Source organism: Nostoc sp. GT001, from assembly GCF_030382115.1.
Classification (GTDB): Bacteria; Cyanobacteriota; Cyanobacteriia; order Cyanobacteriales; family Nostocaceae; genus Nostoc.
The window spans coordinates 6,218,600-6,242,280 of the sequence record NZ_JAUDRJ010000003.1; the positions used below are offsets into that span (position 1 = coordinate 6,218,600).

Consider the following 23,681-nt stretch of genomic DNA (forward strand, 5'->3'; position numbering starts at 1 on the left):
TAGTTTATATATTAAACTACACTAAAACTATAGGAATAGTGGTTTTTTTTTATGGAAAGCGTCCAAAACATTAGTCAAAAGTTGAATGTAACAAGAGACACAGCACTAGAGCAATTACAACAGTCTACTCCAATAGAGTTCAAAAAAGACATTTTCAAAAAACTCAGAGGTGGATTTTTTCTGGTACTAGGATATTTACTATCACCACTATGTTGGTGGAATGACCTACTATTCAATCTGCCAATAGCTTATGGTTTTGGGTATGCATGTAGTTTACTTTTACCAAAATTGCTTATACCTTGTTCAATTATCGGATACTGGCTCTCTAATATTATGGGAATTCTTTTGATGCAATTCGGTTCTAAGGACATTTTTCAAAAAGAGCCTCAAGAGCATAACCTCAAAAAAGAATTGTTCACAGGTCTAATTTCTTCAACAGTTTATACCCTGTTGATTATGCTATTGCTCCAGTTAAAGATTATTGATTCTCCCATTTTCTTCTCCAAGAGTTAATTTAGTTTATCACCTTTCTACAAAGGAATCGATAGTATGGGCGCACCTCTATACGTCCATACTATTTCAAAAAATCGCGGTTTTGAGTCTCTGGATGGAGAGTAAATCAGCGTAAGGATTCAGGTGCTGAGGGTATTGACAAGTGTGGTAGGGGAAGCAGAGTATAGCAATTATGGAAAAAGACCTGCCACCAAAACTAGACATTAAAACCCTAAAACAGTTGGAGAAAGAGCAACTGGTAGAGATGCTCCCTGAGCAGGCAAAAGCTATAGAACAGCTAAAATCCAGAGTAATAGAACTAGAATCTATAATAGAGAAACTCAAAGTCAGCAGAGATTTAGACAGCACAACAACATCATCAAAACCACCGTCGGCAGACATCCTCAAAAAAACCGAGAAAAAACTTGAAGATGAACCAGGGGAGAGTGAAACGCCAAAACGGAAACCAGGAGGACAGCCAGGACATCCGGGACATGCCGCCTGGTAATAATTTAGCTGAACGAACGTTACGTTTAGCAGTCACAAAACGAAAAGTCAGTGGCGGTTCTCGTTCTATGGAGCGCTTCCAAGATACTGCCAATTTATTGACGGTTATACAAACTTGTCGTCATCAAGGACGTTCTGTTATTGACTTTTTTGATCAAGCTATCAAAGCGATGGTTCACCCTACTGTGCAGACTCCTTCTTTAATTCCTCAAATCTAGACCTGAATCCTTACAAATCAACGAACAAGAAGATCAATTATCATCAAATTTTAAAAATTCACTTAAATTCAACAATTTTGGAGCTTCATTACTTACAATTAATGGCAACTTACCATTCCATTTTTCTATTGCTTGCCTTTGCAGAATTTCTGGAGTTAAACCATCACGTAATAATCTGTGTGCCTCAGCCTCTCCTTTGGCTAAATTCACTTTTGCTTCAGCCTCTTTTGTTGCTTTCAATGCGATAAATTCTGCTCGTTTTGCTTCTTGTTCAGCAATCTGCTTCGCCTCCACCGCCTCACCAAATCGTTCTGAAAAATGGACATGAACTAGAGAAATATCATTAACTGCAACGTGATAGCTACCCAATCTTGTGGACAACGCATCATCTACTCCACTTTTGACTTCTCCTCGTTTAGTGATAATTTCTTCAGCAGTATACTTTGCTATTACCGCTTTTAGTACTTCTTCAACTGCTGGGTTAATAATCCGAATAACTACATTTTGTTCATCTCCAATTTCCTGAAAAATGACATTGACTTCCTGAGAAATAATATGCCAATTGAGAGCTACATCGACAAAAACATTTTGTAAATCTTTGGAAGAACCCTCAGCAGAAATTTCCTGCTTTTGGACTCTAATACTTAACTTTTTTACAGTATTAACTACAGGAATAATTAAGTGAAGTCCTTCTCCTAATATCTGGTTTTGTACTTCGCCAAATTTCATTAATACACCACGTTCTCCTGCATTTACAATTACACAGGGCGTCAGAAAGAGAGTTATCAAAAACAAAAGAGCAGTCAGTTTACCAACACTGTTAAAACTTGTAATTTTTATCATCTGTGTGAACCATGTATGCATCTTGTACGGAATAGAAAAACGAGTAATTGAACTCGATATTGAAAAATGCTTCGATAGGATTAACCACTCAGGCTTTGAATTTTACTCCCAACGCTATTAGGGAAGGGGCTGGGGGTTAGGTCTGTATTCTATGCAACTGAGAACCGCTATAAATTGCTAAAAACCAAGCTAAATAATGTTGTTATCTTTTAATTCTTAACTTTTTTGATACCGCATACCTGGTAGTTGCGAAATAAAACCCATAAGTTCCAACTGTAACAAAGCACCGGAAACTGAGCCAGCAGCCATGCCAGTTTGTTGGACAATAAAATCAAAGGGCAAAGCATCACTTGCGAGTGCCTCCGGCACGCCTGCGGCGAACGCATTCATTACTGTTTGCAATTCTGGCGATAAAGTTGGCAAACTTAACTGTTCTGGTGGTGTAGAAGTCTCAATTGCATCAATTTGTGGTATTGCTCCTAGCATTGTTAACAGTTCGTCTAGTTCCTTAAGAATAAAGGAAGCTCCCTGACTCAGTAACTTTAAGCATCCTTGGGATGGATAATCGTCAAGTCTTCCAGGTAATGCATAGACATCTCTACCAAATTCATTTGCGTAGGTAGCAGTAATTAAGGCACCAGATTTTAAAGGCGCTTCCATTACCAGAATGGCGCGGCTTAAACCTGCGATAATTCGGTTTCGACGGGGAAAGTGAGTCCGATCGGGTGGGGTTTTTGTGGGGTACTCACTTACGACTAGCCCAGCCGTCAAAATTTGCTTGTACAAATCCCGATTTTTATGCGGATAGATAACATCTACACCAGTTCCCAAAACTGCGATCGTTCGTCCACCTGCTTTCATAGCGGCGATGTGGCTTTCGGTGTCAATTCCCTCTGCCATACCAGAAACGACTGTAAAACCATTTTTAGCTAAAGCTGTACTAATTTGGCGAGTCCAACGGATACCATATTCTGAGGGTTGGCGGGTTCCGACAATCCCAACCATTGGTTTTTGTCCGAGATTTTCTTGGAGTTCGACTTCACCGCGATAGTACAAAATTGGCGGTGGACTGGGAGTTTCTAGCAGTAAACGGGGATAATCTGCATCTGCTGGCGTCCAGAAATGGGAATTTTCCTGCTGGTGCTTGGTGAAGAGTTGTTCTGGGTGCAAACGCGATCGCTGTTGTACTACTTTTTCTAGTGTCTGAAAACCAAAACCCTCTACTTCTCCTAACTGTACCTTAGTAGCGTTCCAAGCTGTTGCTAGCGTGCCAAAATGCTGTTGCAGCCGTCGCAGTAATACTGGCCCAATTCCCGAAATTTGTGCCCAAGCTAGCCAATATGCGCCTTCTTCTACCACCGTTCTATCCTCACGCCACTGGATTGAGTATTCCCAAATTGGGGTTGGCTGTTGATGGCTAGGGGGAGTGGGGAGCTTTCTGGGGCAGGTTTTTTTGATTAGACAAATTTTTGGGATTTTAAAACCAAAACCATTGTCTGAGAACTTAAAACTACGTTCAATAATTGAGAACATTCTCAACTATTTATCGAAAGCCTAAAAGCCTGCCCTTGAAAGGGTAGGGGGGTAGGGGGGACAAGGAGGAATTATTGAAAATCTCTCCCAAGTCTCCCCCTTCTTTCTTGTCTCCTTTGTTTCTTCTTCATGCCCAATGACGGCAGTTGCTCCACTTGGGGAGACCCCATCGCCCTTGGCGTCTCCCCTTGGGAGAAGACTCGCACTGCCTCCCCAATGCCCAATTTCCAATCCCCCTTGACTTTTGACTCTTGACTCTTGACTATTAACTATTGACTATCTATCTTCTTATCTTCTGTGATGAAATATTTTTATCGTCTTCTAATAAGCCTATCTGGGTGCTTAATATTTTTACTGGTGCATAGTGGCCTTGGTTTATTACCTAGTTTGGCAGCCGAAAAAGTTACCGTCAGGTACGGATTGTTTGAGCAATCGATTCCGGTGGCAGATATACGCAACTATGATGAGACACAAAAGGTTTCTGCCGATCTAAAATCTTTTCTAGATTACCTTAGCGCTAAAGAAAAACAGAAATTTCAAGAAGCCCTACAAGTGAAAATGTCGCTTGATATTGTGGCTTTAGATAAGCTGGTAAACACAGGAATGGGCAAACAAATTTTATCTTTTACTTCCCAAGCGATCGCTCGTCGCGATCAAGCCAGTATACAAGCACTACGATCTGCCCTGATCATCGGAGCAAAATCACCGGAAGGTTTAGGAATAACTAGCTTTCTAGAAGCCTATCCCAGTAATCAACTAGTTATTGATGTGTCAAAAATTAAGAAACTAGTCGGCATGGCGAATTCCTCTGCTAGTTCTGCTGATGCGCCGCCGAAAGATGACGTAACTTCTTCACCTTTAGGGAAAGTTGCCCTACAATATCAAACACTCGCCGCTCAAGATAAACAGTTCTCAGGTTGCTTATTTGGTGATTCTATTTCGGCTGGACTTGGTAATACCCTTGGGAGTGGTACTTTTAATTTTGGGTTAAATGGTCTGAGTACAATCTCATTAATAGAACAACTGAAAAGTTTAATTCCTACCAAGGTTAAATGCGAAAAAGCCATTATTGCCATAGGTGGAAATGATGCTTTGTATGGAATTAGTGATGAGTTATTTAGCAAAAATCTCCAAGAGGCGATCGCACTTATCCGTACAATGGGAACTAAAGAGATTTTTCTGATTCCGGCTTTTTATTCAACAGTGGCAGCAAGCTCAGATCCAAAAGTAGCAGCCCCACTTTCTAGAGTTGAACAAATTAATGTTCTGATTAATCAAGTTGCTGAAACAGAAAAAGTACCAGTTGCCGCAGCCGGACTAGCACCATTATATGAAAATAATGTTTTGAAAGAAAATTTAACCAGTGATGGCGACCATTTGAATGCAGAGGGTCTGAAAATTTATCGGCAAGCATTATTACAAATCCTGGGTAAGTAGGTCAACCTAATTAAACATAAAATGCTCACTAGATAGATCCCCGATTTATTAAATAAGTCGGGGAATTACGAATTATATCATGTCCGCTTGATTGCTTAATAAACCCGAAGAACCCCACCCCGCCAAAGCTGTGCTTTGTCTCCCCTCCCCGCAGGCGAGGGGGTTGGGGGTGGGGTTATTTGATTATGGGTAATTTGGCGGACATGATATTACGAATTACGAATTACGAATTATCACTGTTAGGCTTTCCAATTCAAAAAACGTGCATAAAGATAAGCTATACCTTCATCAAGAACCGTCCGCACACCTTCGCTAGAATTCCACCATTTGTTTGGATTATAATCTTGCGTTGTAGCAGCAATCACACCAACATTAATTTCAGGGGCAAGTATTTTTTTAAAAAGAAACCAACTCCTACGGGCATGAACGTCCAAGGAAAAAAGATTAATCGATTCTATTTTTAAATTTGAATTGGATAGCCAACGCTCAAATTCAGCAGCAGATGCATAACTACGATCCTTAACTACAAAAGGTGTCGGAACAGCTACTACTTTTTCTGCTTCTAAACCGAGTTTTATGAAAGTGTCAGCCGACACGTCTGCAAAGTTCTTGTATCCGGTAAGATAACTTCCTTTTCCTAATGTGCCTCCGGTAGTAATTATTTGATGATAAGAACCGTTTTTAAATTCAGTCAAAGCTTTTTCTATAGCGTAATCTGGTAGCCATCCTTCAACAACTAATACTTCTGCTGATTCGATCGGGGAAGTTACGGCGAGAAATGAGTGTACATGAGTAAAAAGGAAAAATATTAAATAAGCAATCAAAGCGATCGCAATCGCCCACCCTTGAGCCGTAAGTGTCCACATTTCTTGGCGTTTGATTAGTTTGATTTTGGGAAATTTTTGACACCGACGATTTTTTATCCGCATTAAACCTTAGTTAAACGTTGTTCTTTCAAGTAGGTAAACACAGACTTATCTCCAATATCAGCAGGAATTGCTTGGACTGTCTTGCGCAGAGCAAACACTAAAAATAATATCGCCCAAGTTCCTAATAAAATGCTTTCTCCTTGGGTTGGTAAAATTCCTACCAAATGTCCTAACAACAGTAGCGGTACAATTGGGGTTAATACTTTGGTTTCCAGGCGATTGAAGCAAAAAGCCTCTTTAAAATAAATACCTGTCAAAGCTACGAAGATAAAACCAACCCCAAATAAGGTAATTGGATGATTGTAAACAGCAAGAGCTAAAGGTTCACTACTAGTAATTGCCAGAATCACTGATGCGATACTACCAATCGCCCAAAAAACTTGCAACGTTCGGTGCAGTGATGCCATATAGATATGGATGGTAAATAAACTTACACCAAGCGCGAGACTAAAACAAGCATATAGAGGTGTCAGTAAAGTTACAACAGTTGGGTTATTGTTGAGTAAAATTAAGGCGCTGCCGATGGTAAAGCTCAGTGCTGCTAACATTAACCCAGCGCGATAGATAATTACGCCAGTGCGATCGCTCTGAGTAATTGTAAATTCCCCAAACTGACCTTGATAAACTTCTGGTGCAGAGAGTGTTTGTGTAGTCATAGCTAAGAATATAATTATGATTCTCTAGTAGAGTACAACAGGAAATTGCTCAAGGGTTACTTTTATTATTATGAGCAATATAGCGGTTATCAGTTGAGTGAGGTACAAGAACCCCACTCCCAACCCCCTCCCCGCTCTTCGAGAGGGGACTATGATGTACCTCATGTGATTAGTAAACGCTATAAAGCGAACTTCATGTCACCATTCCTAAACTTACGTCTTTTAGCAGTTGCTTTCTAGAAATTTTTGTCGAATTGGCACTGCCTACGGTGAATGAAAATGCTTGTTTTTAAGTGGTGTGTAGTTGCCCATCCTCCTTTTTATATCTAGAATTTCCCCCTTTCTTTGACTTCCCTACAAATCAGTAACAGGCACTTTGCAGCCTGGTGATTTTTTACTGTCTTAACTTTAACAATATTCACTGGTCTGATTTTCTGAAAAAAACAAGACTTCTAGCACATCTTGTAAATTAATCTGTAATTGTGAGTGAGCATCTCCGCAATTAATGGCAATTTCTACCCAGCCGTGACTGCCAACTAAAGCTATTATCTCCCCCGCTTTGACTTCACTGTAAGTTTCACAGCCTGGTACACTCAATCCGGCAACTTGCACATACCAACTTTTGCCTTGCACGTAACTGGCTGGAATGTTACTCACTAGGTTGCCAAAGTGGTCAATATATTGAATGCAACCCACTACACTGGTGGTTGTCTGCTTGCAGTTGCCTATATCCAGGTTTACCAAACTTACTGGTTCGATTGCTTGTCCTAGCTGTTTGAGGGGGACACCACTAGCAAGATGAGTTGCCACTGGTGCAAAGATATCTCTACCGTGAAAAGTCTTGCTTGGTTGAGGAGTGCGCCAATAATTAAGATTTGTAAGTTCGACGGCTGCGATTGCAGGACTTTGACTGAGTATCCCGCTGAATATACCATTATCTGGCCTGACCAAAAACCCTTGAGCAAATTCTACTGCGATCGCTCGTCGCTTGCTTCCCACTCCCGGATCTACTACTGCCAGATGCACTGTCCCAACTGGGAAATGAGCATAAGCATTCATCAAGCTAAACCTGGCTGCGGCGATATCTTGCGGCGGAATTTGGTGCGTTAAGTCTACCACCGTCAGTCTAGGGTTGATTTGGGCTATGACTCCCTTCATTATGCTTACATAAACATCGCGATCGCCGAAATCGCTTAGTAATGTCACAAGGGGTTGTCGATCTATCTGGTTATTAGACATATTTTGGTAGAATTATATAAAAAATATATTTTCTGTAGCAACAGCTACAAAATATGTGTTATGTTAAGAATACAAGACATAAACTGAAAAATTAAAGCAGGTAATCACTATGAGTCAAAATAGACTACAAAGTTTGAGCAAATCACGCGAAGCTCACAGAGCCAATATTCAAAGAAGCCTAGAGCATCGGTTGGAAATAGCCAGAGCAAAAGGCGACGAACAGCTGATTCGTCAACTGGAAGCTGAAATGAGGTATTCCAGCTAAATCAAGTTTTCATTGTTCATAGTTTTGTTGTGTAACCCGCTACGGCGGGTTTTTTCTTTTTAGATAAGGAGTTTCCTGGCAATTTCGCTCTGACAGCGTTTTGCAATTAATTGAATTACCCCACTTCCTACTCCCTCCTCACGCTCCTGGCTCAACACCCAAGGCTCGTAACTGTGCTGCCAAGCGTTCAACCCGTTGCAGGGCAATTTCTTTAGCTTCTCGCTCTTGTTCGGCTCGTTCTGCACCAGTAGGAATCACATTACCTTCAGTATCACACCACCGCAACCAAACATCCCGCTTACCTTCATACGCACCTTCCCACAAACATAAACCTAACTCAACTTCAGTCAGCCATTGCTCGCTTGTAGGTATATATTGCCGCCCTCGCAACTCATACATTTGTAGAATTTCACCACCAAGTTGCTGAGTTGGGTCAAAGATAATGTAGTACATTACCCGCATCCTGGCATACTCTAATAATTTTCGCCCTGTTTCATTGCCTTCTCGATTGGAGACAATTTCAATTACTACCTCTGGCGGTTTGCCAAACTCCCAAAAGAAATAGGAGCGATGTTTTTTTTCCCACCAGTTTTCTGCTATCTGTACATCTAGGCTCAAAAATACATCTGGCACAATCGGCGGTTGCTTACCAGTGGTAAATAAACCCACATTGGCAGCAACGAGAAACCCTTGGGCATTACTTGGCCCGTTCCAAGAACTGTAAAGGGTTTCTGTTAGTAATCTTTGTTGTTTTTCTGATGGTAAATTATCCAAGGGTTCATCGTCTTCTGTCGCCAGAAGACTAACATCTGGTAAAAAATCTTCTGGTAAGAAGCCCGCGTCTGTCAAGGTAATAGATTCACTCATAAGAAATACTGGAGATAGCAGCTTAATTCTATTGTGGCAGCAGGGGAGCAGAGGAGAGTTCAAATACCAAGTTCTTTCCCCTCTGCCCCTCTGACTTCAAGCTTGTAAGAAATGCGGGTATAGCGATCGCGATCGCACCCTTCGACCCTATTGAAGTCAGAGATTAAGGTAAAATTATAAGTAAAAGTATTAAGAATTTTAAAGAAAATAATCAATGTCCAGGATACCTCTTGACAAAAGTAACTCTCGTGTAGTCGTTATCGGTGCCGGAATAGGTGGACTGACTGCTGGAGCATTATTAGCTCATAGAGGTTACAGTGTCTTAATTTTAGATCAAGCCCTCGTACCAGGAGGCTGTGCTTCAACGTTTAAACGCCAGGTATTTACCTTTGATGTAGGAGCAACTCAGGTTGCAGGGTTGGAACCAGGGGGAATCCACCACCGAATTTTCTCAGAATTGTCAATAGATTTGCCAGAAGCAACGCCTTGTGACCCTGCTTGTGCGGTGTATTTACCTGGGGAAACCACACCCATCAACGTTTGGCGCGACCAAGAGAAATGGCAAGAAGAACGACAAAAACAGTTTCCTGGTAGCGAACCATTTTGGCAGTTGATGGCAACCTTATTTGATGCTAGTTGGGAATTTCAAGGACGCGACCCGGTACTACCACCGCGTAATTTATGGGATTTGTGGCAGCTAACTCAGGCGGTGCGTCCGAGTACATTAATTACCGTACCCTTCACCTTGTTTACGGTAGGAGATGCTTTACGGTTATGTGGATTGGGAAATGACCGACGACTGAGAACTTTTTTAGATTTGCAACTGAAGCTATACTCCCAGGTGGATGCAGACGAGACAGCATTACTTTACGCAGCCACAGCGTTGAGTGTATCCCAACTGCCCCAAGGATTGTTTCACCTCCAGGGAAGTATGCAAGTATTAAGCGATCGCTTGGTACAATCCTTAGAGAGAGATGGCGGCAAATTATTGATGCGCCACACAGTAGAAGAAATCAAAGTAGAAAACGGTAAAGCTACTGCTGTAGTTATTAGAAATCAAAAAACTGGCGAAGTTTGGACAGAAGCCGCCGACCACATAGTTAGCAACGTCACCGTGCAAAATTTGGTGCAGTTGTTAGGAGAACAAGCGCCATCTGGTTATAAAAACCGGGTGGAAAAACTGCCCCAAGCATCGGGTGCTTTTGTGGTGTATTTGGGTGTAGATATCAGCGCGATTCCGCCTGGGTGTCCTCCACATCTCCAATTTCTCTACGATGTCAATGGCCCAATTGGCGAGAATAATTCCCTATTTGTTTCCGTCAGTCATGCCGGAGATGGTCGCGCACCGGAGGGGAAAGCGACAATTATCGCTTCTTCGTTTGTCGATCCTACACAGTGGTGGCAGACTGATGATTATGAAGGACTAAAAGAAAAGTTTACCAAAGAAGCGATCGCTCGTCTTGCCCAATACTTTTATCTCAAACCAGAAACTATTATTTATCAAGAAGCGGCAACACCCCGTACCTTTGCCCATTTCACAGCCCGCGATCGCGGTATAGTTGGTGGTATTGGTCAAAGAATTCCTACCTTTGGCCCCTTTGGGTTCGCCAATCGGACTCCAATTCAGAATTTGTGGTTAGTTGGTGACTCCACCCATCCCGGCGAAGGTACTGCTGGGGTGAGTTATTCGGCGCTGACGGTAGTTAGGCAAATTGAAGCGCAAATGTAGTATTTTGTAAAGTTAGTAATGAAGAGTTTGTAGTAAGGACTTTAGTGCTTAGAAAATAACCAATAAAGTCCCTACTACAAAATTGTCTACAACTATTTAGATAGAGCAGAAATTTTATTAAATACTATAAATCATACTTATAACCGATGCCAGACAGGACGCAAAACTGATGAAATAAGGTTAGTATTGCCAATTTTGAGTAATGACAGACAGCGTTTTAATTCTTGGAGGAAGAGGGCGGATTGGTAGCAGTGTTGCCGAAGATATAGCTACCCATACGCAAGCAAAAATTACGATTACTGGACGTTCTGCGGAGTTTGGGAAGGCTGTTAGCTTGTCTTCGGGGGGACAAGTGCAGTTTTTGATATTAGATTTGACAGAGATTGACAAGTTGCGAGATGCGATCGCAAACTCTAACTTAGTCATTCATTGTGCTGAGCCATTTCACTATCGAGATACTAATGTTCTCGAAACGTGTATTGCTGAAGGCGTTAATTATCTAGATGTTAGCGACCACCGTTCTTATACAAGCAAGGCTCTGAATTATCATGAAAAAGCTGCTACTGCTGGCGTGACGGCAATTATTAATAGTGGCATTTTTCCTGGTATTTCTAACAGCATGGTACGCCAGGGAGTTGAACAATTCGATCGACCAGAAAAGATCCATTTAAGTTATTTAGTTTCTGGTTCTGGTGGTGCTGGCATTACAGTGATGCGGACAACTTTTCTAGGGTTGCAGTATCCTTTTGAGGCTTGGATAGATGGAAAATGGGAAATAGTCAAACCTTACAGTGAAAGGGAAGTAGTTGAGTTTCCATCTCCTTATAGACGCAGCGGAGTTTACTGGTTTGATATGCCAGAAACCTTTACATTACCCCATGCATTCCCATCAGTGAAAACTGTAATTACCAAGTTTGGCTCTGTTCCAGATTTTTATAATCACTTAACTTGGATTGCGGCACACGTTTTTCCCAAGTGGTTAATGCAGCGTCGTTACATGATTGAATTTCTATCTCATGTCAGCCATTCAATGACAGATGTCACTAATAATTTTAGTGGAATTGGAGTAGCAGTTCGTTCAGAAGTTACAGGTCAAAAGAATGGTGAGACAGCCGTTTATTGTTCAACTGTAGTACATGAAAATACAGCGCTGGCTTCTGGTTGCGGCACAGGTAGTATTGCTCAATTATTGCTAGAAGGTAAACTCAAGAAACCAGGAGTTTTTCCTGTAGAAGAAGTATTACCAACAAATTTATTTGTAGAGGTAATGCAAAACCGAGGAATTAAAATTAATCACAGTTGGTCATAAGTGTCTATCCGATAATAAAGTCAAAATATCAGTCTACTTGAGTAGACTTGAGCTATTAGTCCAGAAGTTGAGTTCTAGATGGTATGTTAGTAAGCACGACAATTTTTGACTATAGCGATTATCATTTTAAAGAGGTACACGGCTAAGGTGGCACGATTTTGTCCTACTACTAAATCATTTGTGAACAACGAGATCCCCGACTTTTTAGAGAAGTCGGGGATTTTAGTCTTGTGAATAAGATTACCCTAGCTAAAAATTAATATACCTTGAGATAGAAGAAAGAACTATACCTAAACACTTAGGATGCCTGTGAGCCTAAGATATCTAACCTATCTTTTACCTAAAAAAGCTCATCACAAAAAATTAGGAGATTTTTTTCATGCAAAAAATTCTATTAAGTTTAAAACAAGCATTACGTTCAAGCTTTTTGGTTGTTGGTTTGATGGTTTTCATCAGCTTGACAGGTTCCTTCATTTTTGTTCAGCAAAGTAGTTATGCAACTACTCTTGAAGAATTAAAACTAGTCCCTCCACAATATAAACCAAATTCTGAAGAAAAAATTAATCGTGCTAACGAATACGATCCAGGTGTTGGCATTCAAGAGGAAGATAGACAAAAAGCTTATGAGCAAGCAATAAAAGATTCAAAAAATCTTAATACTATCGAAAAGACTTACGAAAGAAATTTGAAGGCGGAACAAAAACAAAATTCCCCAGAAAGTTTTAGCGACAAAGCGAAAGAAGTTATTGAAAAAGTGACAGGTAAATAGGGAATATAGACTTAATGTAAACCCCTTTCTTTATAAGAAAGGGGAATTAAGAATAAAAGCAACTCTCAGGTTTGAAGTAATGTTCAGACAATGAAACTGTCGCCACTATCTAAAAGTGACTGCAAAAATTAATTGATTTCACTCAAATTCGTCTATTGTGGTGGGAGGAGTAGTCTTTCTCTTGTTAGCAAAATTGCGCTCATACCACTTCATTAATGGAGTTGCACTAATTCCATGCACAATTACCGAGGCTACAATAGTAGTGTAAGTTATCCAAGCAATTTGTTCTGCTGCTTCACCTTTCAAGCCATGACCAAAGGCATAAGCTAGATAATATAAAGAACCAACACCGCGAATACCAAACCATCCAAATAACAACCGAGTTCCTGGGTGGAAGGTTCGTCGGCGTGAATCTAAAGGACGTTTACCTATTGTGCTAATCCAAACTCCTAAAGGTCTGACGATAAAGAATAACAAAATTATCACTAACACAGATTGCATAGCATAATTAAGCATTGGTTTCAATAATAATATTGAACCTAATAGTAAAATTGTCCCAACTTCCAGCAGTTTTTCTACTTGCTCGACAAATTCTAATTGTTCTATCGGTTTTTCAGAATTCCTGTAACTGCGTTGGACAACTAACCCAGCAACAAATACCGCCAAAAATCCATAGCCATTAACCATTTCTGTTAATGAATAAGTTATGAGAATTGTGCTGATAGCAATAAAATCTTCCATTAACTCATCGGCAGGACGGCGTTTTTGAACTTTTTTTTCAATCCAAACTATAGATTTGGCGACAACAATTCCCATAACAATACCAGATGCGATCGCCCATATTAAATCAACTGTAATCCACTGTTGAAACCAGCTACCCCAATTGTCATCTTCTAAGGCATGAATGCCAAAATAAACGAAGGGAAAAGCTAAAGCATCATTTAACCCACCTTCAGAGGTTAAACCAAATCTTAACTCATCTTGGTCATTTGCACTGGTGAGTTGTACTTCTGATGCTAATACTGGATCGGTCGGTGCGAGAATTGCTCCTAATAAAATTGCTTCTCCCCAATTCATCCCTAAAAACAATTTACCCACAACAGCCAGAGCAAAAATTGAAATTGGCATCAGAAATACAATCAATCGCACCGTAATATCCCAAACCCCCAACTTTAGAGGCCGAACAATTCTTAAGCCACAGCTAAATACAGAAATAATTACTACAAGTTCTGTTATTTTCTCCAGCAGTTCGCTGTTAAAAACGTCATCTCGACGTAATTGAATCAGCCCTAAGCCATAAGGGCCTAGAAAAATACCAACCACTAGGTAGATGATGGCAAAAGAAAGGGGTAAGCGACTAATCCAACCCGACCCTAAAGTTACCATCAGTAAAAGTAGACCAATTACAAATAGGTCAATAATATAGATATCTACCATATAGCGATTTACATAAATATAAGGTGTTGCTTTGTAAGCTTAGTTGCAATACCTTTGTATTAGAATTTACCTATAGGCAGATTTTCTGGGATTATGAATTTAGAGACATCACCAAATTGGAGAAGAAAGGAATAGATAAATTTGGCGTTGCCTTTGCCCATCGTAGACATTGCTATTTGATTATTTGTTAGAAGTCCTTTAACTAATCGGATGTAGCACGGGAATATAGCTAAGACACACCTATACGCTTTTAGGAAGGTTTATAAGCTAAACGACATCTAATCCAAAATTTATATAACTCTTGTGGCATAGGTCGAAAAGCCTACGCTAATTATGCAAATTAAATGTGGAACAGCTTAATCGTGTCCGGTTAAAGGGATTTTTAGGCTTTCTGCATAGATTAGGGAATATAGCCAATTGGACGGACAGGATATATTTCCTACTTTCTGACTCAGATATCGCCCAACTTAGTACAAATATACTATAATGGGTATAGCGTCCACAAAGCCTAGCCAAATGCATAATGGCTCTGTGAAAACCTTCTGGAAGATGGATTCAAGGGTTAGTTCGATGATGAAGCATTATATTCTCAACCTCAATCCGACTGCCAAGCATGAATGGGATCGGTGTATTTTACGTGACCCGCTGACTGCCAAACGCCCAGACATTGCTAAACTAATTGCCGAAGCAGTTGGTGCTGATACAGGTAGTTATTTGGTCAGCGTGAATATTGAAGTTCAAGTTTTGCAGCAAGCGGCAGTACCTCAAGCCGAACAACTCTCGCTTTCATTTCCAGAAGTGAGTGTGCCCTCACAACCACAACTGCGGGAAGCGGCTTGAGGCTACAAAATCGCTCATTTGGAATATCTGCGTAACCAGTTTAGTGTAACTAAGTTGGAAGCAAGATTAGCGTAGCTTGCCGCCGTAGGAATCGCTCAACAACTCTCTGATTTTGAATCTCGTGAATTAGTTGGTTTGTAATCACACCCATAAACCCCAGATGTGAATCTGGGGTTATCTAAACAAAATCGGTGATTGTAAGATTAGAGAAGTAATTATAATCTGTGGGACAGCAGTTGGGAAATTTGCTGATTAATAGTTGCAATATCAAAACGCTGACTAGCAGTAGTCCTGGCATTATTAGCTATAGTCGCAGTTATTTTCGTCTCCTGTAAACAAGTGATAATTACTTGTGCAAGTTCCTGGGGTTTTCCTGGTGTTGCTAGAAAACCATTAAGTCCATGTTCTACTAATTCCGTTGCGCCCCCAGCTTTGGCTGCAACTACAGGTTTTCCGCATAGCATCGCCTCTACAATCACTCTACCAAAGGGTTCTGGCGAAGTAGATGTATGTGCCACTAAGTCACAAGCTGCCATTAACTGGGGAATATCAGAACGAAATCCTAAGAATTTGACGCGGTTTTCTAATCCTAGTTCACTAACTTGTTGGTGTAACTTTTGAACATAATCTTGTTCGCCAAACAGTGCATCACCTACTAAAATTGCTATCACATTATGCGGACATTTAGCCAGGGCATCAATTAAAATATGCTGACCTTTCCAAGGTGCAAGACGGCTAAAGTGTCCGACGACAAATTTTCCTTCTAATCCTAACTGTTGCTGTAATTGTTTAATATAAGATTCATCAGTTTGATAAATTTTTGGATTAAAGCCGTTATAAACAACTTCGATGATATCTGGGCGTCCTCCTGCTTGTACAAAGGCAGTTTGACTAGCTTGAGAATTAGCAATTACTAATGATGCAAAACGATTAGCTAAGTTAACAGCAATGCGCAGATTAGTTTGGCTAAAATGTTCTTGGGAAAGAATATCATGTAAATGATAAACCAGAGGGCGACGACTGAAAAAACTTGCCAATGCACCGACAACTAATGCTTTTTGGGTGTTGGCATAGATTAAATCGTATGTCCGCGCTTTTTTAACTACCTTACTAATCAGAGGTGCAAGTTGTCCCAAACTCTTGAATCCTTGTAGCCAACTGCTTTCTTTGCGAACTTGGATTGCTTGAGTTGTGAGAACTTCTACTGGGATATGATTTTGTTGTAGTAAATCTTTAAACGATCCATCTGCAAATAAACCTACTAAAGCGCGATCGCCATAAGGTTTAGCAATATCTATTAAACATAATTCGGCACCGCCTGGTTTACCGCTTTGGTCTAAAAAAAGAATTTTCATAAAACCTCTAATTTATCTAATTTGACCCACGCAGCAACCATAAAATCTATTACAATTATTTGTTTAAGCTAATAAAACATTCCGTACTTGCTGGGCAATTTGATTCCAGTCGTAGTGTGTGGTGACGTACTGGCGACAGGCTTCTCGTGAAGGTATGGGGATATTACCCAAAAGTGCTTGTTCTAATTTTTCAGCAATAGCTAAGGCGTCTGTTGAAGTAGTAATTAAATCTGGTGAAAATTCTGATAAAATTTCTGGCATTCCCCCAATTGGAGTACATAAAACAGGAGTACCACAGGCTAGAGACTCAACTATTACTAATCCAAATCCTTCAAAAGATTGGCTAGGCATAATAGTCAATTCAGCCGCTTGGTAAGCTATGGGTAATTGCTCGTCAGGCAGAAAACCTAAAAATTTAACGTTGTCTTCTAGTCCTAATTCTGTAGCCTGTTGTTGTAGTGCAGCTTGGATGTGACCACGACCTGCGATCGCTAGCCAAACATCTGGTATTCTGGGCTTAATTATAGCCAGAGCTTGCAATAATTTGTCAACTCCGGTTCGATGTACTAAGCGGCGTGATGTAAATATAATCTGGCGATTAGTAGGCCAGCCTAACTTTCTACAAGCCTCTTGGGGTGATAAATTTGGTTGAAACCAATTAATATCAACTCCACCAGGAATAATATTAATTTTGTTCCACGGTACTTGATATTTATCATGTAAAATTTTCCCAAAAGCTTTGCTCAAAACAATGAAGCGATCGCAGCGATTATAAGTATTTTGTTCTATTAGCCAGTGTTTAATTAAAAGACTGAGGTTTTTGTTAACAACTTCCTGCTGACTCTCAGAAGCCCAAGGGCCATGAAAGTTAAAAGTAACTGGTACTCCCTTTGGTAAAATATCTAAAATCGGAAAGCTGTATAATGCAAAGTGCAAATTAATAGCATCTGGTTTGCTGGTTCTTGTTTTCTGGAAGTTCGTGCGAATTGACCATAATCTTTGCCAAATAGCACTATCCGGACTCGCCAAGTTAGTCAGCTTAATGGGCGAATTTATTTCAGTCTCTGGTAGACCGACTCCGCATAATTCAATCTGGTCTTGATTTGCGGCTAATTTATGAGTTAGTTCGTAAATATACCTTTCTAGTCCTCCAGGACTTTTGGGAAACCAGCCTAATCCCAGAGTGAGAATAGATGCAGATGATGAAGTAAAATTTTCTAGTTTCTTTTCCACTAATGTATCTCCTATAAATATACTAAAATGGGCGCACATCTGTGCGCTTTTACATCTGTATTTATAACTGAATCAATAGAATTTATGAATACACATTACCAATAATAATTTTTGTATAGAAAACCAATTTATAAACTATTTATATATCAACGTCAACAAGGAATTAAAACTGTATTTTTATTAACTCGATTACACCTAGATAGATATATATGATACCTATCAATTCAGAAATGTGAATGCTATATAGGGAGAGAGAAAAGCTGCTACAAAATAATAAATATAGAATGTTTTTGTATTAATATTTACCATTCTGATTTAAAAATAAGTAAATATTAATACCTTAACTCGACTATATCCATTTTTGTCGCAACGCGAACGCCTAAGCTGAAACCTTTGTGGGAAGGGAAGTTTACTTTCTTAACTTCATCGATATCTGTGACGTGGAAAAAGTATTTACCAAAAATCTAGAATTTTTACCGGATCAATAAAACCCAGTTCTTAATTTTGGATAAAGTCGAGCTTAAATAATATTTTAAAGATATTAACTGAAAATTTAAAGAATAAGAGCAGCTACATAAAGCTGATGTAAAATAATTTGCTACTTATATATCGCTCTGCAATCACTCTGTTCAACGAAAAATCTCAGCCAAATTTGAAAGCAAGAGTAATTGAGGTAATAAATAATGCTAATGCTTAGTACTTGTTTCGTTCGCTGATTGGTAGAGAACTAAGGCGTTTTCACGTAAAATTGCTACAGAAATTGTCTCAGCTTCAGCTACAGTTATGTCAGAATCTATAATTGCTTGCTCTAGCACTTCCCCTAAAATCTGGCGACCCCACTTTGCACCCAAGTAGTACAATTCTGGAATTGAGTGGGCATCAGAAGAATACATCAATTTAGTAGTGGGAGTTAATTCTAACATCTGCCTGATTACTTCCCGCATTCCAGATACGCTTAAAAAGGGTATTGCCAAACCGAAATCTAGATAAACTTGGGGATATACAGAAGCTAAATAACCAGCCTGCTGCATATAAGGATATGAAGCGTGTAGCAATACTATTGGTACATGTCGATACTGCGGTAACTCTAGTAAATATCGCAGATTTAAAGGATTAGCCAATCGTAAATCTAAATCGGGATCGCCGTAGCCAGTATGAAATTGCACTGGTAAGCGGTATTTTGCTGCTACTAATAATGCCTGTTGTAACAAAAAATCAATCAGAGGTTTATCTGTCAGTCGCAGAGGTTGATTGTGCAATTGTTGTTTGAGGTTGTCAAAGTGAGCCGCCGCCACCTCGTCAGTTACCGATTGAATATCCAAACCACTCCGGTAACAGGCAATACTTTTAAAAGCTACTACTCCCAGCGGTGGGGGATCGAGTTCACTGTTGAATCTGGCTAGGAAAGTAGCAAAATCAGGAGATTGCAAAATTAGCTGTTCTGCTAATAGTTCTAATCTCAAAATCCGTCGCACAGGAATAAACCTTTCATGCCACGACAGAGGTAGGATAGTTTCTGGCTGCAAACCATCATCTAAGTAAATTGCCTCTAGGTTAGCAGCCCGAAAATAAATCTGCGTTAGTTCTTCTAATCCGAGACTTTCCCGCCGTGCCAAAATTGCTGTTTCTTCAGCTTCGCAGTTCAATAAAGCGGCAATATCGCGCAAGCTACGCCGATAAAAGAAGGTATGACGGGCATGGTAGTTAATTATTTCAGGTTCGTAGCCTTCAGTAAAGGCAGCCGCATAAGGAGACTGGGCAGCTACCTCTGGTTTTAAGATGTTGTGGGCGTGTTGGTCAATTAAGGGAATATCAGCCAGATTCATCTGTAGTAGGGAGTAGAGAGTGGGGTGCTAGTATTTTTCTAATAATGTTTTCACTTCTGCCGTTAATTCCCAATCTTTCATTGCTTGCCACTCTGCTTGACGCACTGCTAAGAACGCTTTGGCTAACTGGGGATTTAAAGCTGTTAATAGGATATCGTCTTGCTGGAGGTGAGCGATCGCTTGCCCCAAATTATTTGGTAATGGGTCTATTCCATTAGCACTGCGCTCTTGAATTGATAAATATCCGGGGTCTTGATTGACTGGGTTTGGTGGTGTGAGACTGTGCTGTACACCATCAAGTCCGGCTGCAATGACTGCTCCTAAAGCTAAGTAAGGATTAGCTGAGGCATCTACAGTTTTCAATTCAAAGTGGCTGGGACAGCCCAAAGCAGGGTCACTAGGAACTCTAACGGCAGCCTCCCGATTATCTAATCCCCAACAACGGAAAGCACCACTCCAACTATGAGGAAGAATGCGGTGGTAAGAATTAGTACTTGGGGTAGTTAGTGCCATCAGTGCTTAAGCAGATGGTGTAGGATACCAGCGATGAATTGTAATGCCACCTCAGAAAGACCATAGATACTCTGAGGATCGGGTAATAGATTTTTCTCCCTATGCCAAAGACTCAGATGGATATGACAACCACTACCAGCTGCATCCGGGAAAATTTTGGGTAAAAATGAAGCGATGAGGTTGTGGCGGTGGGCGATCGCTCTGACAGTTTCTCGAAAAGCAATTTGCCAATCAGCTGCTTGTAAAGCATCGGTATAGCGCATGGAAATTTCTTGCTGACCTGGGCCTGATTCAGGATAATACTGTTCTACAGGTATACCTTGGGCAATAAGTGCATCAGCGATTTCATCAATTACTTCGCGGTGGAGATCCATTGCCTGAGTTGAAGCAAAAACTGTGGAGTCAGCCGGAATGATGCCATCAGGTGTTTGCCGTAATAAATAAAACTCATTTTCAAAGGCTGCTCGTACTTCCCAACCAGTTGATTTAGCTGCCGCAATCATCCGCTTCAAAAAATTTCGCGGGCATAACTCCCAAGCAGCACCATCTAATACCATATTGCCCATGACACGAGCATGACCAGGACTATAAGGTAAAGGCTTGAGACTAGACCAATCTGGGACTAAGCGAATTTCACCTACTGGCCCTAAATTTGTTTCTGGCACAACTGCATCATACATTACGGGAACTCCCTGCTGCCCTACAGAAATCCCTACTCCATGTTCAAAGTAGTGAGCTAACATTCCCAGATGCACAGCTTTGCCACGGATAATATTAGCATTATCGCACCAAAGAACTCGCACAAATTTAACATCAGCTTCTTCAAGATATTTTCGTATTTTTTTAAAGTTATTTTTTTCAGCCATTGTTAGTTATTTTTATTTTTACTCGATTATTTTCTCATAAAAGTTATGGCAGAGTGATATCAGACGCCGTGTCCATACATAGACCGGATCTTAAGCACTTCAAAATAGTTATATTTTTTTACGGATTTCATAAACAATGATTGTATATAAATAATTAAAACCTGAAAATTATATGATAAATAAATTACCGACGCGGTTAAAAAAACTACGTCACAAGCTCAATCAGCACATCAAAAAATTATCTAATACTAGATATTTACAAAGAAATAAAACTTTCAATTTTTTATTCAGTCTGACCATTGGAGTTATTGTTACTACCCTTGGAATTACAACAGACTGGGCGACAAATGGAACAGACACGCTTACACATAATACTATTGGCAGTGAAAATCTGCGGGGTAAAAACACTACTGAAATACCCAGGCTTACAGACAAAATATCGCCAATAAATAATACTATTGGCAGCGAAAATCTGCGAGTACAAAACAATACTGAAATACCCACACTTACACACAAAATATCACCAATAAGTAATACTATTGGCAGTGAAAATCTGCGAGTACAAAACAATACTGAAACACCCGCGCTTAACTACAAAACATCGTGGATAGGTAATACTATAGGCAGTGGAAATCTGCGGGTACAAAATAATATTGAGGCAATGTATGTTGCTCCTGATGGCACGGTTTATACTAACAGCCATTGGGATGAGGCGGCAATGGAGGCAGGAATATATAAAGATGGTAAGGTTATTGCTGCCCTTGGGGATACTCATGGCTGGAGTCGTGGTGGTGGCAAAGCTGTAACCGCAAATAGTAAATATGTTTACATTGCCATGACTCAAGGTTCGAGGGGCGATACAAAAGAAGATTACCCACCAGAAGGAACAACTTGGTATAGCGTTAGACGCTATGACTTATCAGGAAAACCTGCGCCGTTTCCGAATGGACGTGGTTGGGATAAAAGTATGTTGATTACCAGTACAAAAAGTGAAGTTACTGGATTAGCAACTGTGGGAAGCGAGTTGTATGTGAGTGATTTTGCTGCTAACCGGATTCGTGTTTATGATACTGAGACGATGAAGGAACTTCGTAGCTTTACCGTTGCTAATCCGGGAGCAATAACTATCGATCCACAAAAAAATCTGTGGATTATTCAAAGTAAAAATGGTAGTAAGCCTGCCAAGATTCTCCATTATTCCCAAAGTGGCAAGCAATTGCCCCAACAGATTGCAGATATCGTTGAACCAACTGCGATCGCTATTAATCATCAAGGTAAGCTGTTAGTAGCAGAAAATGGCCTGCGTCAGCAAATGTTGACTTATGACATCAAAGATAAACCGATACAGGTGAGTAGTTTTGGTTCTAAAGGCGGTATCTATGCAGGAGTTGCTGGTGAAGTTCGAGATTTGAAACTTTACGGACTTACCGGAGTCGGTACAGATGCTTCAGGCAATATCTATATAAATAGTAATGGTTTCAACAAATCAGGAACAGATTTGCGGAAATTTTCGCCATCGGGAAAACTAATGTGGCGATCGCTAGGATTGATATTCGTCGATAATGCAGATGCCGATCCTAAAACCGATGGTGTAGATGTATTCACCAAACAAGAACACTATCTGATGGATTACAATCAGGCTGCTGGTAAGCAATGGAATTACAAAGCCTACACCTTAAATCCTTTCAAATATCCTCAAGATCCACGTCTGCATACATCGCCAGATGGAACCTTTGTTCGCCGCATCCAAGGGAAGCGGTTTTTGTTCCTCACAGATATGTATAACAGCTTTCTGCAAATCTATCGTTTTAATCCAGACACGGATGGTAAAATAGCCATCCCAGCCGGAATGTTTGTTGGTACTAATGGCGCAGATAAACCATTTATTGCTGGAAATTGGCCACCGCATCAGCCAGAACAAGGCGAATGGATCTGGCGCGATCGCAACGGTAATGGCAAATTTGAAAAGAATGAATACGATCGCAGCAAAGATTATCCTCATCTTGGCGGCTGGTGGGTAGACAGCAAAGGAGATGTTTGGAAAGCTTTGCGAACAGAAGATGGCATTCGACACTATCCTTTAAAGGGAATAGATCCTAAAGGCAACCCCATCTACAACTATAGTTCGATGGAAAAGCAAACTACTCCCAAAATATTTAACGACTTGCGGCGGATCGAATATTTCCCTGAAACAGATAGTATGTTTTTGTCGGGGTTTACGATAGATCGCCCTGCATTTGGTGACGATGCTGGAGTTGCTGGATCTGAGATTGCCCGTTTTGACAATTGGAGTAAAGGAAATCGTACTCCCAAATGGCGGATTGTAATACCCTACGACAGAACCGGGAAGCGTGAAGTGTCTACAGCAGCAATCAGTGTGACGGGAGACTATGTATTTGCCGTGACAGTCAAAACCGCAGAGGTATATGTCTACAATGCCAAGACGGGAGCGCAAGTACAACAGTTAAAACCAGGCCCAGAAGTTGGCAGCGAAAGTGGCTGGATTGATATACCCTACGGTATTCGCGCTTTTCGGCGTTCCAATGGTGAGCATCTGGTATTTGTGGAAGAAAATTGGAAAGGAAAAGTGATTATGTATCGGCTGGCGGGGTGAGTATTTATGGTAATTACGACATAATATCATGTCCGCTTGATTACTTACTAAAACCCAAGAACCCCACCCCGCCAAAGCTGCGCTTTGTCTCCCCTCCCCGCAAGCGGGGAGGGGCTGGGGGTGGGGTGCAATGACTGTGGAAATCATAACTAATTATGCGGACATGATATAACACAGCTTTCAATACTGCTCGGTTAAGAATTT

The 23,681-nt window shown here is 40.5% G+C and carries 20 protein-coding genes and 2 pseudogenes; 10 read left to right on the plus strand and 12 right to left on the minus strand.

All coding sequences use genetic code 11. The features are described from left to right. Positions 1-51: 51 nt before the first annotated feature. The 3 genes and pseudogenes from QUD05_RS29085 to QUD05_RS29095 all read left to right on the plus strand — a co-directional run. Positions 52-513 carry a DUF7980 family protein gene (locus QUD05_RS29085; RefSeq protein ID WP_289799098.1) on the plus strand — a complete coding sequence of 154 codons (462 nt, stop codon included), beginning with the start codon at positions 52-54 and terminating at the stop codon, positions 511-513. Positions 514-757: 244 nt separating this feature from the next. Further along, a complete protein-coding gene (locus QUD05_RS29090; protein WP_502911441.1) occupies positions 758-1,000 on the plus strand; it encodes a DUF6444 domain-containing protein in 243 nt (80 codons plus the stop codon). Then, positions 984-1,217, plus strand: a pseudogene (locus QUD05_RS29095) (IS66 family transposase); the annotation flags it as partial. The gene QUD05_RS29090 and the pseudogene QUD05_RS29095, both read left to right, overlap by 17 nt. Positions 1,218-1,250: 33 nt before the next feature. On the opposite strand, the gene QUD05_RS29100 reads toward QUD05_RS29095, so the two are convergent. Beyond that, positions 1,251-2,060, minus strand: a complete 810-nt coding sequence (locus QUD05_RS29100) for a prohibitin family protein (RefSeq protein WP_289799101.1) — start codon at positions 2,058-2,060, stop codon at positions 1,251-1,253. 216 nt (positions 2,061-2,276) lie between these two features. Continuing rightward, the gene (dprA, locus tag QUD05_RS29105) at positions 2,277-3,419 is read right to left on the minus strand and encodes a DNA-processing protein DprA (protein ID WP_289800109.1); all 1,143 of its coding nucleotides are present in this window, start codon (positions 3,417-3,419) and stop codon (positions 2,277-2,279) included. 531 nt (positions 3,420-3,950) lie between these two features. On the opposite strand from dprA, the gene QUD05_RS29110 reads away from it, so the two are divergent. Then, positions 3,951-5,030: an SGNH/GDSL hydrolase family protein gene (locus QUD05_RS29110; protein ID WP_289799102.1), complete on the plus strand. Its 1,080-nt coding sequence runs from the start codon at positions 3,951-3,953 to the stop codon at positions 5,028-5,030. A gap of 239 nt (positions 5,031-5,269) precedes the next feature. Here QUD05_RS29110 and QUD05_RS29115 read toward each other — a convergent pair whose 3' ends face one another. The 3 genes from QUD05_RS29115 to QUD05_RS29125 form a co-directional block, all read right to left on the minus strand. After that, complete coding sequence (locus QUD05_RS29115; RefSeq protein ID WP_289799103.1) at positions 5,270-5,959, minus strand: ElyC/SanA/YdcF family protein; 690 nt, start codon at positions 5,957-5,959, stop codon at positions 5,270-5,272. Further along, on the minus strand, positions 5,959-6,615 hold the full coding sequence (locus QUD05_RS29120) for a DUF2301 domain-containing membrane protein (RefSeq protein WP_289799104.1): 657 nt from the start codon (positions 6,613-6,615) through the stop codon (positions 5,959-5,961). Before QUD05_RS29120 ends, QUD05_RS29115 begins: the two co-directional genes overlap by 1 nt. Before the next feature lie 408 nt (positions 6,616-7,023). Further along, positions 7,024-7,854, minus strand: coding sequence for an SAM hydrolase/SAM-dependent halogenase family protein (locus tag QUD05_RS29125; RefSeq protein WP_289799105.1), 831 nt, complete (start codon positions 7,852-7,854; stop codon positions 7,024-7,026). Positions 7,855-7,963: 109 nt separating this feature from the next. On the opposite strand from QUD05_RS29125, the gene pirA reads away from it, so the two are divergent. Further along, positions 7,964-8,119 carry an arginine synthesis PII-interacting regulator PirA gene (gene pirA, locus QUD05_RS29130; protein WP_289799106.1) on the plus strand — a complete coding sequence of 52 codons (156 nt, stop codon included), beginning with the start codon at positions 7,964-7,966 and terminating at the stop codon, positions 8,117-8,119. A gap of 138 nt (positions 8,120-8,257) precedes the next feature. Here pirA and QUD05_RS29135 read toward each other — a convergent pair whose 3' ends face one another. Both QUD05_RS29135 and QUD05_RS29140 read right to left on the minus strand, forming a co-directional pair. Further along, entirely contained in the window at positions 8,258-8,986 is a 729-nt protein-coding gene (locus QUD05_RS29135) for a Uma2 family endonuclease (protein WP_289799107.1), read from the minus strand. A gap of 59 nt (positions 8,987-9,045) precedes the next feature. Then, on the minus strand, positions 9,046-9,201 hold the full coding sequence (locus QUD05_RS29140; protein WP_289799108.1) for a hypothetical protein: 156 nt from the start codon (positions 9,199-9,201) through the stop codon (positions 9,046-9,048). On the opposite strand from QUD05_RS29140, the gene crtD reads away from it, so the two are divergent. From crtD to QUD05_RS29155, 3 genes are all read left to right on the plus strand, one after another. Next, positions 9,201-10,715 carry a C-3',4' desaturase CrtD gene (gene crtD / locus QUD05_RS29145; protein ID WP_289799109.1) on the plus strand — a complete coding sequence of 505 codons (1,515 nt, stop codon included), beginning with the start codon at positions 9,201-9,203 and terminating at the stop codon, positions 10,713-10,715. The genes QUD05_RS29140 and crtD overlap by 1 nt on opposite strands. A 202-nt stretch (positions 10,716-10,917) precedes the next feature. Continuing rightward, a complete protein-coding gene (locus tag QUD05_RS29150) occupies positions 10,918-12,024 on the plus strand; it encodes a saccharopine dehydrogenase family protein (RefSeq protein ID WP_289799110.1) in 1,107 nt (368 codons plus the stop codon). Between the two features lie 379 nt (positions 12,025-12,403). Then, on the plus strand, positions 12,404-12,793 hold the full coding sequence (locus tag QUD05_RS29155; RefSeq protein ID WP_289799111.1) for a hypothetical protein: 390 nt from the start codon (positions 12,404-12,406) through the stop codon (positions 12,791-12,793). Positions 12,794-12,931: 138 nt separating this feature from the next. Here QUD05_RS29155 and QUD05_RS29160 read toward each other — a convergent pair whose 3' ends face one another. Continuing rightward, complete coding sequence (locus QUD05_RS29160) at positions 12,932-14,230, minus strand: cation:proton antiporter (RefSeq protein WP_289799112.1); 1,299 nt, start codon at positions 14,228-14,230, stop codon at positions 12,932-12,934. A gap of 570 nt (positions 14,231-14,800) precedes the next feature. Here QUD05_RS29160 and QUD05_RS29165 point away from each other — a divergent pair. Next, positions 14,801-15,070, plus strand: a complete 270-nt coding sequence (locus tag QUD05_RS29165) for a hypothetical protein (RefSeq protein ID WP_069069307.1) — start codon at positions 14,801-14,803, stop codon at positions 15,068-15,070. Positions 15,071-15,285: 215 nt separating this feature from the next. On the opposite strand, the gene QUD05_RS29170 is transcribed toward QUD05_RS29165, so the two are convergent. From QUD05_RS29170 to QUD05_RS29185, 4 genes and pseudogenes are all read right to left on the minus strand, one after another. Then, entirely contained in the window at positions 15,286-16,425 is a 1,140-nt protein-coding gene (locus tag QUD05_RS29170) for a glycosyltransferase family 4 protein (protein ID WP_289799113.1), read from the minus strand. 63 nt (positions 16,426-16,488) lie between these two features. Further along, the gene (locus tag QUD05_RS29175) at positions 16,489-17,658 is read right to left on the minus strand and encodes a glycosyltransferase family 4 protein (protein ID WP_289799114.1); all 1,170 of its coding nucleotides are present in this window, start codon (positions 17,656-17,658) and stop codon (positions 16,489-16,491) included. A gap of 686 nt (positions 17,659-18,344) precedes the next feature. After that, a complete protein-coding gene (locus tag QUD05_RS29180; protein WP_289799115.1) occupies positions 18,345-19,484 on the minus strand; it encodes an amidohydrolase family protein in 1,140 nt (379 codons plus the stop codon). A gap of 27 nt (positions 19,485-19,511) precedes the next feature. Then, positions 19,512-20,863, minus strand: a pseudogene (locus QUD05_RS29185) (glutamine synthetase family protein). A 172-nt stretch (positions 20,864-21,035) separates the two neighbouring features. On the opposite strand from QUD05_RS29185, the gene QUD05_RS29190 reads away from it, so the two are divergent. Next, a complete protein-coding gene (locus tag QUD05_RS29190; RefSeq protein WP_289799116.1) occupies positions 21,036-23,477 on the plus strand; it encodes an NHL repeat-containing protein in 2,442 nt (813 codons plus the stop codon). Positions 23,478-23,681 lie beyond the last annotated feature (204 nt).

Bases quoted from the DNA above. Each gene is read 5' to 3' on its own strand.
- QUD05_RS29090 (WP_502911441.1), top strand. From the start codon at position 758: ATGCTCCCTGAGCAGGCAAAAGCTATAGAACAGCTAAAATCCAGAGTA.
- QUD05_RS29155 (WP_289799111.1), top strand. From the start codon at position 12,404: ATGCAAAAAATTCTATTAAGTTTAAAACAAGCATTACGTTCAAGCTTT.
- QUD05_RS29160 (WP_289799112.1), bottom strand. From the start codon at position 14,230: ATGGTAGATATCTATATTATTGACCTATTTGTAATTGGTCTACTTTTA.
- QUD05_RS29165 (WP_069069307.1), top strand. From the start codon at position 14,801: ATGATGAAGCATTATATTCTCAACCTCAATCCGACTGCCAAGCATGAA.
- QUD05_RS29170 (WP_289799113.1), bottom strand. From the start codon at position 16,425: ATGAAAATTCTTTTTTTAGACCAAAGCGGTAAACCAGGCGGTGCCGAA.
- QUD05_RS29100 (WP_289799101.1), bottom strand. From the start codon at position 2,060: ATGATAAAAATTACAAGTTTTAACAGTGTTGGTAAACTGACTGCTCTT.
- QUD05_RS29180 (WP_289799115.1), bottom strand. From the start codon at position 19,484: ATGAATCTGGCTGATATTCCCTTAATTGACCAACACGCCCACAACATC.
- QUD05_RS29085 (WP_289799098.1), top strand. From the start codon at position 52: ATGGAAAGCGTCCAAAACATTAGTCAAAAGTTGAATGTAACAAGAGAC.
- QUD05_RS29115 (WP_289799103.1), bottom strand. From the start codon at position 5,959: ATGCGGATAAAAAATCGTCGGTGTCAAAAATTTCCCAAAATCAAACTA.
- QUD05_RS29135 (WP_289799107.1), bottom strand. From the start codon at position 8,986: ATGAGTGAATCTATTACCTTGACAGACGCGGGCTTCTTACCAGAAGAT.
- QUD05_RS29150 (WP_289799110.1), top strand. From the start codon at position 10,918: ATGACAGACAGCGTTTTAATTCTTGGAGGAAGAGGGCGGATTGGTAGC.
- pirA (WP_289799106.1), top strand. From the start codon at position 7,964: ATGAGTCAAAATAGACTACAAAGTTTGAGCAAATCACGCGAAGCTCAC.
- QUD05_RS29120 (WP_289799104.1), bottom strand. From the start codon at position 6,615: ATGACTACACAAACACTCTCTGCACCAGAAGTTTATCAAGGTCAGTTT.
- QUD05_RS29190 (WP_289799116.1), top strand. From the start codon at position 21,036: ATGATAAATAAATTACCGACGCGGTTAAAAAAACTACGTCACAAGCTC.
- crtD (WP_289799109.1), top strand. From the start codon at position 9,201: ATGTCCAGGATACCTCTTGACAAAAGTAACTCTCGTGTAGTCGTTATC.
- QUD05_RS29125 (WP_289799105.1), bottom strand. From the start codon at position 7,854: ATGTCTAATAACCAGATAGATCGACAACCCCTTGTGACATTACTAAGC.